The organism is Bradyrhizobium sp. WYCCWR 12699 (assembly GCF_032144035.1).
Classification (GTDB): domain Bacteria; phylum Pseudomonadota; class Alphaproteobacteria; order Rhizobiales; family Xanthobacteraceae; genus Bradyrhizobium.
Window position 1 is genome coordinate 26,730 of sequence record NZ_JAVTJN010000021.1, and the last position, 9,186, is coordinate 35,915.

Annotated in this window: 8 protein-coding genes and 1 pseudogene; 4 read left to right on the forward strand and 5 right to left on the reverse strand. The window is 59.0% G+C overall.

Annotated elements, in window-relative coordinates:
* Positions 1–1,408: 1,408 nt before the first annotated feature.
* The 4 genes from aepX to RPS27_RS09205 all read right to left on the reverse strand — a co-directional run bounded on the left by aepX (position 1,409) and on the right by RPS27_RS09205 (position 4,766).
* Positions 1,409–2,266 carry a phosphoenolpyruvate mutase gene (aepX, locus tag RPS27_RS09190; protein ID WP_128930179.1) on the reverse strand — a complete coding sequence of 286 codons (858 nt, stop codon included), beginning with the start codon at positions 2,264–2,266 and terminating at the stop codon, positions 1,409–1,411.
* A gap of 282 nt (positions 2,267–2,548) precedes the next feature.
* Positions 2,549–3,595 (reverse strand): hypothetical protein, encoded by a 1,047-nt coding sequence (locus RPS27_RS09195; RefSeq protein WP_128929790.1) that lies wholly within the window; start codon positions 3,593–3,595, stop codon positions 2,549–2,551.
* Positions 3,592–4,335 carry a hypothetical protein gene (locus RPS27_RS09200; protein WP_308421720.1) on the reverse strand — a complete coding sequence of 248 codons (744 nt, stop codon included), beginning with the start codon at positions 4,333–4,335 and terminating at the stop codon, positions 3,592–3,594. The genes RPS27_RS09195 and RPS27_RS09200 overlap by 4 nt, the downstream gene beginning before the upstream one ends.
* Positions 4,336–4,343: 8 nt before the next feature.
* Positions 4,344–4,766, reverse strand: a complete 423-nt coding sequence (locus RPS27_RS09205) for a TlpA disulfide reductase family protein (RefSeq protein ID WP_308421721.1) — start codon at positions 4,764–4,766, stop codon at positions 4,344–4,346.
* A gap of 968 nt (positions 4,767–5,734) precedes the next feature.
* On the opposite strand from RPS27_RS09205, the pseudogene RPS27_RS09210 reads away from it, so the two are divergent.
* Positions 5,735–6,883: pseudogene (locus RPS27_RS09210) on the forward strand (IS256 family transposase).
* A 501-nt stretch (positions 6,884–7,384) separates the two neighbouring features.
* On the opposite strand, the gene RPS27_RS09215 reads toward RPS27_RS09210, so the two are convergent.
* Complete coding sequence (locus tag RPS27_RS09215) at positions 7,385–7,546, reverse strand: hypothetical protein (protein ID WP_232995617.1); 162 nt, start codon at positions 7,544–7,546, stop codon at positions 7,385–7,387.
* 441 nt (positions 7,547–7,987) lie between these two features.
* On the opposite strand from RPS27_RS09215, the gene tnpA reads away from it, so the two are divergent.
* From tnpA to RPS27_RS09230, 3 genes are all read left to right on the forward strand, one after another.
* Positions 7,988–8,449 (forward strand): IS66-like element accessory protein TnpA, encoded by a 462-nt coding sequence (gene tnpA, locus RPS27_RS09220; RefSeq protein ID WP_128929789.1) that lies wholly within the window; start codon positions 7,988–7,990, stop codon positions 8,447–8,449.
* A complete protein-coding gene (gene tnpB, locus RPS27_RS09225) occupies positions 8,446–8,799 on the forward strand; it encodes an IS66 family insertion sequence element accessory protein TnpB (RefSeq protein WP_128929788.1) in 354 nt (117 codons plus the stop codon). The genes tnpA and tnpB overlap by 4 nt, the downstream gene beginning before the upstream one ends.
* 39 nt (positions 8,800–8,838) lie before the next feature.
* The coding region (locus tag RPS27_RS09230) for a transposase domain-containing protein (RefSeq protein ID WP_409517545.1) at positions 8,839–9,186 on the forward strand (348 nt) is incomplete at its 3' end.

The following is a 9,186-nucleotide window of genomic DNA, read 5'->3' on the forward strand; positions in this document are numbered from 1 at the left end:
CAACATTGAGCAGCCCTTGTTTTGCATCCGCTTCGAGACTCTAACTGCCGCTGGATGAACATTCAGTGGCAGGTCAGCAGTTATAACGATATCGTTCAAATGCCAGCCGATGCCGGTTTCCGATGACAGCTTTTCGGCAACGGCGCTGCGAAGCGGCGTCAGGCCGATGGCATCCGTATAGCGGTTTATCTTGGCCTTGATGGCGGCAATTGCCCCCTCGCGGGCCGATGATGGTGGATCGATGATCACTTCACCCGCCGCCAGATCGATGATCGGACGGCGCCATCGGCAGCTAACTTAGCTGCGTCACGAGCGGCGGCAGTGCCCGAACCTAAAAGCAAAGACAGTGGTTGCGCCAGCAGGCGCTCCTCCTGAGCTGATTGTGGTCTTTCACGATCGAACCACTCGGCCGCATTTCGCGATCTGCTCAGTCATAGGTCGCGCTTCGATTACGGCGAACTCCGCAGCAGATGAAGCCTCATAGCCACTCGAGATAGGCGCTCCCTCCTCAATCCAGGCAATGCGTCCTTTCGATTGAAAAGGGCAGCAGAACGTCCTCCCGCCGGAGTATCGGAAACCGCAACGCCAAACCAATGTGCTCGAAACCGCTACTGAGGCGGTGTTCACCAACAGCGCGCGAGCGACTCCGTCGTGGCCAATCGGCGTGGCACATCGGTGGAATGTGGAACCTGCGCGCCGGATGATCGTGTCAGCGAGCCGATCACGCCCTTCCACGCTAAAGGAGAGGACGCACTGACCGTGCTGCATTTCTGCGGTCGATTGTACAGCGCATTGATCACGTGCATTGGCAAGAACAGACTGTGATTCGGGTCGCATGCGGAATTCCTTGCAAGTGACGTGTGAGCAGTCGGGCGCACGTCGGTCAAATATTTGATGCACCGACGCCACCATATCAATTGATAAGTGTGGTAGTTGATCGCACAACCTGTAAGGCATTGGCTTCAGTGGAATGCGCTCTGCAATTCAAAGATCTTCGGTGCTGTCGATGGCGTAACGCCTGAGATCGTCGCATGCATGGCTGCGAGCTGCAACTTTCGAACAGACAAGCAAGAAGCTTTTCTGTGCGGGCCTTGTAGCTCCGGACTCGATGATATCGTGCAGGGCCGCAACGATTGTCGACCTCGGGGTAGCGCCCAGAATTGCACCTGGTTCATCGTCTTAAATGGTCGTGGTCTATTGGCGAGAGGGTTGCCGCGGTTTGTTTCGTGCGGAAACCCGGAAATCGAGCCACGATCCGACAGGAGAAACGATCGACCCTTTCATTAACGGAGCTGCTGCGGCGACATCCGTTGCCTGGCCGATCATCAGATACTTTAAGCGGGACTATCGACAAGGGCGATTGAACCGCAACAATCGATCGAGAACGAGATATCGGGTGGATGAAGACCTATCCTGGGTCAAGATATCGCTCTTCCGCGCGAGCGAGTTCGTCGTACCTTAATAACTCGAAGATCTCTTCAAGGGTCGCGATAGCTGGCTCAATGCTGGCAACGCCTTCCTCAGCGATAATGCGGCCGCAGACGTGCCGCATTGCCGCAGTCGCAGCTCGCATGGAGTGATTGGCCCAGATCACGGTAGAGATGCCGGCATCACGGTATGACGAGACCGGCGTTCGATAGTATTTTGTTGGAACGATTACGACAGGTCGGTGGTTCTGCCAGGAACTCGCGAACGAGAGTATCTCGTCCGCCGTGCTCTTACGCGAGTGAATGAGGATCGCGTCGGCTCCCGCAGCGGCGTAAGCACTAGCGCGTACCAGTGCTTCGTCCATTCCATGGCCGGCGATCAGGGCTTCGATCCGAGCCACGAGGACCAAGTCTTCCGCCACTGTATCCTTCACTGCCCGCAGACGGCCGGAGAATTCATCGATATCTGCGAGCGGATGCCGATCGCCAATGAACGAGTTCATTTTCGGAAAGCAGCTGTCCTCAAGCGCGACGCCGGCAGCGCCGCGCTGACGGAGTTTCCGTGCCAGCAGGCGTGCATTGTTGAAGTTCCCGAAGCCGCCATCACCGTCAACGAGCACAGGCAGTTCGGTCGAGTCGACGATCCGCTCGACCACGTCGACGAGTTGGCTCCATGATGCTTCGTTGGCATCTCGGTAGCCAAGAGAGGAGGCGATTGCGAGGCCCGACGCCCACAGACCTTTGAATCCCGCGCGCTTGGCGATTGCGCCGGAGAGCGCATCGTGAGCTTCCATGAGGAAGGAGAGGTCGCGGTTGGAGCAGATCTGAGCGCGCAGCATTTCTGCAAGTGAGGCGCATGGTTTAGGGCGGTTGCCGAGAACTGACTGTGATTGCATCGCGACTCCTTTGTTGGGACATGTGACCGGCGGACATTCTCGGGATGTTCTGCCAGTTCTCGATCGAGGTAAGCCGATCGCGCTCGTGTGGCTCAAGCGATAGCTGACATGCATTATCTAGATAAATGCTTAGACGTGGCAGTTGACCGAACGACCAAATTATTGGCGAGCGCTGTGGGATACTTCGGGGAGTTCGGTTAAGCCCTAACATCGCACCTGCCCTGATTAACTCGCCGATCTGCCGCTCGAGCGCTGCCCGCTTGCATACTCCCTTAACAGCCACTTGGTGGTTCTATAGCGGCCGACGTAAAGCTTGTAGTTGCGGAGCCGCGCCCGCCTCTTGGCGGATTGCCGGCCGGTGCTGCCGTCCTCGTACAGTGGCTCCATGCTTATGTCGAAGTCGAGGTATGGCATCACCGTAAGCTCGAGGAAGCGAGCGCCTTCGAAGTCTTTGCCGCTATGGGCTGGTTTGTAGCTGGCACGAATCAGCATCGAGCGCAGCAGCATGTGATCCTCGCCATAGATCTGGGTGAAGATCTTGCGCTTCGGCCAGACGATCGACCGGGCGATGATTTCATTCTTGCGTTCCACATAGGCGCAGGCCAAATCGCCGGCGCCATAGGCGCGCGCCGGGTGCTCCGTGGCATTGCCGTAGCCGCCATACTTGCCGAGCTTTTCGACCGGTCCTGACATGCAGCTGGACGGGCCGACAATATAGACATGCTCGATCTCGTCCGGTGTTCGCGCTAGCTTCAGTTCGAGGCCCTGCTGATCGGCCGCGAACAGGTTGGCGAGTTGGGTGATCTCGTCCGCGCCGACGAAGTCGGCAAGGTACTTCTGCAGGTAGGTTCCGACCTTCATCTGAGTGTGGAGGTCTCGCTCACCATTTTCCACGCTCTCGGTGAAGGCAATCTTGCTTTTGTCCTTCCTGGAAACATGCAGAAAATGGTCTTTGGGAATCTGGTCGGCCCACCAGACGCCGGACGCAAAGAATGGTTTTTGATATTCGCCCCGGTCGAAGCGGGCCTGCTCGCGGCAGCGCCAGTTCGGGTCCGGTCCCTTGCGCGGGATCAGTTTACGGTTGAGGGTATTGGAAAGCCCGATCTTTTTCGACCCCCGCGTCTCTGCGATGGTTAGCGCCGCCTTGCTGGCACCGTCGACGAACGGCACGAATGTCCCGGGGGCGGGCATTTCGACGATCTGGTACATCAGGCGATGCCCGGTGCCGGCGAGCTGCGCCAGATCGGCCTCTGTGATTTTATTGTCGCTCATGCGTCATTTTCACGCGTCTGAATACTCGCCCTTAGCTTTGGCGGTGAGGCGGAGCCAAACAAAAGCGCCTCTAAAGCCTTCTCAGTGCTGTACTTGGCCAGGGCCTGAATTAACGGCCGCACATAATACTGTCTCTCTTCTTCCTGTATGAGCTTCGAATCGCTCAGCGAGGTCAGTGCCAGTTCGATCAACTCGATCGCCCGTTCCTTGTTGCCGCTCTCGTAATAGTACTCAGCGATCGCCCCATAAGACCGGAACTTATAGCCATCGGCTTGCGGTGGATTCAGCCATAAAATGTGTTCAGCCAAATCCCTGCCCATTGCAAAGCGCTCGGCAAGGGGGAGGTGCGAGGCATCATTTGCCGGATCGAAGAGTTGGGTTAGAGCCACCGTCATCAATTCCTCGGACCCTTTATCGATCGCGTCACGAACCAATTGGCGCATGACGGGCAAGCCGGCCCGTAAGTCGCGAATTTTGTGAAGCAACAGATTGACATGAATCTCACGAAGGTCGATTTCGTCCGGCATCAAGACGAGCCCCTCTTGGACCGCCGAGAGCGCCGTCGTCCAATCCTTTGCCCACAGCGCCGCCCGAAGTTTAGCGTAGATTGGCGAGGTGGGCGTTAGCTCGCGGGCTACCCGTTGGTTCTGCTCAATCCGCTTCGCGTCGGCGGCTTTAGCTTCTTCGCTGGTTCGCCAGACCCCTTGAAGAACCTTCGGCAAAACATCATTGAGTTGCATTGGATGTCCTATGAACGCGATGTGGCCGTCGCGATCGACGACGAAAGAGATGGGAATCCCGGAGCAAAACTGGGGTCTCCCCAAAGCTGCTTCATCTCGCCTGTGAAGTCGAACGCAATCCGATAGTTCAGTTTCGGAGACGTTTCGGTCAACCACGCCTCCAACTTGGTTCTGGCCTCGTCCGCCGTTGGTGCTTCTTCGCCACATGCGACTCCGATGACCTCAACTCCGCAATCTTTATATTTCTCCTGCAGTTGAACGAGATAGGGCATCGCCGCCGTCATACATCGTCCGCACCTACTTGCCCAAAATTCGACAATGTAGACTTTCCCGCACTCGAAGTTCGCAAGGGGCTGGCCACGCAGCCAACTCCCCACCTTGATGGGAGGAGCCAAAGATTCCATGCGCAGCGCCACGTTGCTGTCCGACATATTATCAAACCCTACGCGACTTATTTTGACCGCTTGTCTCTAAGAAACGGGTGGAGAGCATCGATCGCGTGCGTGCACTCAGCACTCTTAGTACTGCGTGTTTGCAATGAGTGTGCCAGCGGTCGGAGCGCGTTAGGCCTATGATCGCACTTTTGAAAACCCCCCGGCGCCCAATTCGGGCAGTGTTCTGAACCAGACGCGTTTGGCGCCAATGTCACAAACTAGACACAGATCGCGCCTTGCGCCGCCTACAAACACTGGTGTGGCGGTTGTGAGCCGACTTACAAGTATAGCTGGTGAGCTAGACGGATGGTCCGACAAAGACGAACAGTGTGTCCGCCAGCATGGCTTGCTTCGATAGCTCCGACCAGCGCGCGACTTCGTTGTGTTGCACGTCTTAGGTTTAAAGGCATGCAGAAGGGAGCTACGCACGGCATGAGAAAAGCGGGGTAACGAGGCCAGTGCCGAAGCATGCCAGAAGCTCTCAAGGAGAGCGATATGCCGCGAAGGAGATTGCAAACATATCCCATTTCGTCAGCCCGACGAGATCGACGACCCAGTGACCAATGTCCTGCGCGCCGCGGCAACTTCTGGGCAAGCTATCACGAAATTATCTTGCCACGGTAAAAGGAGTTGAAGCCGACGAAAGCGCCGTGTCCTGTGGCATGGTTATGGTCCGTCGCGAACGATCAGGCCGGCAGCGGCCCGATCGAAGTAGCGCGGCCGAATGTCGCAACCGCGGGGCGGCTCGAGATGGCGAGCTGATTCCTGCGTGAGGTTTGTCTGGCGCCGAACCGGCGTCCGGCGAAGCGGCGATCGACGTCTTAGTGGAAAATTACCGCGCCAAGTAGGGCCAGGTGATCAGATTGTCTATCAATAATCGTGCCGCGCTGCTAACCTTCTACGGCTCTCTAGCCGAACATGGGATTCACTTGCGCACGACCACCCGCAACTTCCGAAACGACGAGATGATGAAGCTTCGCGCGCCCGTGGAGAAGGCCCCAGACCTGCGCGAGATGATTGGCTTTGCCGCCAACGGCTGATGAAGCTGGAGGTCGCCGTACAGACCGGAGCGGCCTACGGCGAGCAGAGTGCCAGCGGTTGAACTACGCATTCCCAAACTGCGCAAGGAAGCTACTTCCCGGGTTCCTGGAGCCGCGCCGCATGGCTAAGAAAGCGCTGAGCGCAGTGACGAGGAGGCCTACGTGCAGGGCGTCTCGAACCGCTCGGTGGATCATCTCGTGCAGGCCATGGGCATGACCGGGATCTCCAAAAGCCGGGTCAGCCGGCTCTGCGGTGACATCGAAGACAAGGTGTGAAGGCTTTCCTCGCCTGCCCGATCGAAGGCGACTGGCCGTATTTGCGGACCGACGCCACCCACCTGAAGGTGCACCAGAATAGCCGCATCGTCTCGCTCGCGGTGTTCCTCGCGGCCGGTGTCAACGGCGACGGCCGGCGCGAGATCCTCGGCATGGACATGGGCCCGTCCGAAGCCGAGGCGTTCTGAACGACTTTTCTGCGCAAGCTCGCCCACCGCGGCCTACGTGGCGTAAAGCTGGTTGTGTCCGATGCCCATGAGGGCATCAAGGCCGCCGTCAGCAAGGCGCTCAACGCGACCCGGCAGCGCTGCCGCGCGTCCCCTTCATGCGCAACGTCTTCGCGCATGCGGCAAGAGCCGGCCGGCGCGTCGTGTCCGCCTTCATCGCCACCGCGTTCGCCCAACACAATGTTGAAGCGGCCAGGGCGCAGTGGCGCAAGGTCGCCGATCAGCTCCGGCCTCAAACTGTCCAAGCTCGCGACCCTCATGGACGAAGCCGAGCTCGGCGTGCGAGCCTATATGAGCTTCCCGGCTCCGCACCACGCCAAGCTCCACTCGACCGATCCGATCAAGGGCCTCAACGGCGGAATAAGCGGTGGACCGAAGTCGTCGGCATCTTCCCAATGAAGACGCCATCGGTCGCCTCGTTGGTGCGTTTTTGCTCGAGCAAAACGACCAATGGGTCCTCCAGCGCGCCCGCTACATGACACTGGAAACCATCGCGTCATTGAGCGATCATCGTCGTTCTGCCCGCTGTGGCAGGCTGATGCCTTCCGACCCGCCGGAACATCGGCGGTGACCTGCCGCCAGCTACACCACGCCACGGAACACGATCCGCCCAAAACGCCGTGATCGACGGGCTGAGCCGTCGCCTACAGAACTGCCGCGCGCTCAGATATGCTCCACCAGCGAACTCTCCTTTTCCATGGAAGCTCACGATGCGCTCTCCAGCGTGATCCCAAGAACGCAGGGTTCGAAGCCCGTGGGCGGCGGGCCTACCAATTCTGCCTGCTCTTTCGGCTCGCGAGACGCCAATAAGGATCATGGAGCCAACTCATCGACATGGTCGAGCGGATCGTCGACTCGACCGCACGGCCTGTGCGCGTTCACGGTGATGGCTCCTTCGGCAATTTCAATAATGCGCGCCTGCTAGCACGAGAACTTCGTCAGCGCGGGCGTCCCGGGTGTCGCGTATGAAGGCCCCGGTGAGAGCCGACGCGAACTAGTTGCCAAGGCTCGCATGATGCCATCCACGCAGCATTCCCGGGACTTGAGGCCGTCGCGAAAGCTCGACGTCGCGCTAGTCCTTATCCTCGTCGCGCTCCTGCGACGGATCTGAGATCAGCTTGAGGCGTATCGCCTTGATGATACCCAGGACGCGGGTCCTCGTATCAAGCTCTTGCCGGGCGTTCTTAACATGATAATTGACCGTATTCTCGGTGATCTTCAGTTCCTTCCCCATGACGATCTCCCTTCTGCCCCCAACTGGAGGCATTGTTTTTCGCGCTCGGATAGCTTCACTGACGTATCGTGGTTCATGTTTTAGGCGCTCCGTATTACGACCAGATCGCAATCTCTAACCAGCAAGCCGCATGCCAGTTGGGGGCTTGAGAAAATCAGGCGACAAATGCTTGAGAAAGGGCGGACGATCGATTTGCGTCGCCTTAGCGGTCGAAGCATCGCGACATAAGTCGGAAACTCAACGTCCCCTTTGCAGCACCGGCGACATCAGTCGATATCGATCAAGAAGAGCGCGGCCTAGAATGGGACCGTTTTGCTCTCTTCATCTGCGGCGACGGCGCGGTGTGTAACTGAACAGTAACCGGCATGTGGCCCCCACCGAGCCGCCGCTCGGTTTGCGCTCGATAAAGCCTGGCATGAGCTGATCGGTGGAGGTGGAACGATGGCAAATGCCATGCTTGATGCCAGGCAGGAAGATGACGCCTATCGTCGCGTCGAGGTGATCACCGGGGAGCGCCGACGGCGTCGGTGGACTAGCGAGGAGAAGGCCCGGATCGTGGCAGAGAGCTTTGAGGAGGGTGCGAACATCTCCGAGGTTGCGCGGCGCAATGGCGTTTCGCGCGGGCTGCTTACGGTGTGGCGCCGCCAAGTTGCGGCGGCGGTGGGGGGCAAGGCACCGAACTTCGAGCCAATCGAAATTGGTCCCGGGATCGATAGCGGGACAGCGGGCGAGCATGAACGTATTTCCGGGCTACAGACGAGGCCTTTGGAGATCGCCGCGCCGCCGGCCAAGGTTTGCGGAGTTGTCGAGATCGAGGTGAACGGGGCGCGCATCCGGGTCGAGCCGGGCGTTGAGCTGGCGACGCTGTCGACCGTGCTGGCGGCGCTTCGGGGTATCCGGTGATTGCGCTACGCTCTGACCTCAAGGTGGTGCTGGCGACACAGCCGGTCGATTTCCGCAAGTCGGTGCATACACTGTCGGCACTGGTGAGCGAAGCGCTGCGTGCGAATCCGTATTGTGGTGACGTCTTCGTGTTCCGCAGCAAACGCACGGACAGAGTGAAGCTTCTGGCGTGGGACGGCAGCGGCATGGTGCTGGTGACGAAGTGGTTGCACCAGGGGCACTTCACCTGGTCGCTGATCCGCGAAGGCGTGGTGCATCTCAGTGCGACACAGCTCGCAATGCTGCTCGACGGACTCGAGTGGACGCGCGTCTCGGCCAAGCTCGTGAAGCAGCCGGCAATTGTCGGCTGAGAGGAGAGGATTTCGCTGGAGCCTGCGGCGCGCGGAGGTATGGTCCATTTATGGCGATACGCCCCGGGACGTTTCCCGACTGATCCAGCCGCTCTAACGGAGATGGTGCTCGCGCTCGACGCCCAGAACGAGAAGCTGCGTGTTGCGGTGCAGACGCTCAAGGAGATGATCTTCGGGAAGCGCTCGGAACGCCTTGCCACGCTCGTGGCCGAACAGCTTGCGCTTGAGCTTGACGATCTTGAGACCAGTGTCACGCCGCCTGCAGCTGCCAACGACGATGCACCTGCGGTGAAGCCGTCCGATAAGCTACGTAAGAAGGCGCGCCGCAACATCGGCGCGTTGCCCAAGCATCTGCCGCGCTGTGAGCAGGTCCTGGAGCCGGAGGTG

Coding starts and splice junctions, on each gene's coding strand:
- RPS27_RS09200 (WP_308421720.1), bottom strand. CDS start 4,335: ATGCAACTCAATGATGTTTTGCCGAAGGTTCTTCAAGGGGTCTGGCGA.
- RPS27_RS09205 (WP_308421721.1), bottom strand. CDS start 4,766: ATGTCGGACAGCAACGTGGCGCTGCGCATGGAATCTTTGGCTCCTCCC.
- RPS27_RS09215 (WP_232995617.1), bottom strand. CDS start 7,546: ATGGGGAAGGAACTGAAGATCACCGAGAATACGGTCAATTATCATGTT.
- aepX (WP_128930179.1), bottom strand. CDS start 2,266: ATGCTGCGCGCTCAGATCTGCTCCAACCGCGACCTCTCCTTCCTCATG.
- tnpA (WP_128929789.1), top strand. CDS start 7,988: ATGGCAAATGCCATGCTTGATGCCAGGCAGGAAGATGACGCCTATCGT.
- RPS27_RS09195 (WP_128929790.1), bottom strand. CDS start 3,595: ATGAGCGACAATAAAATCACAGAGGCCGATCTGGCGCAGCTCGCCGGC.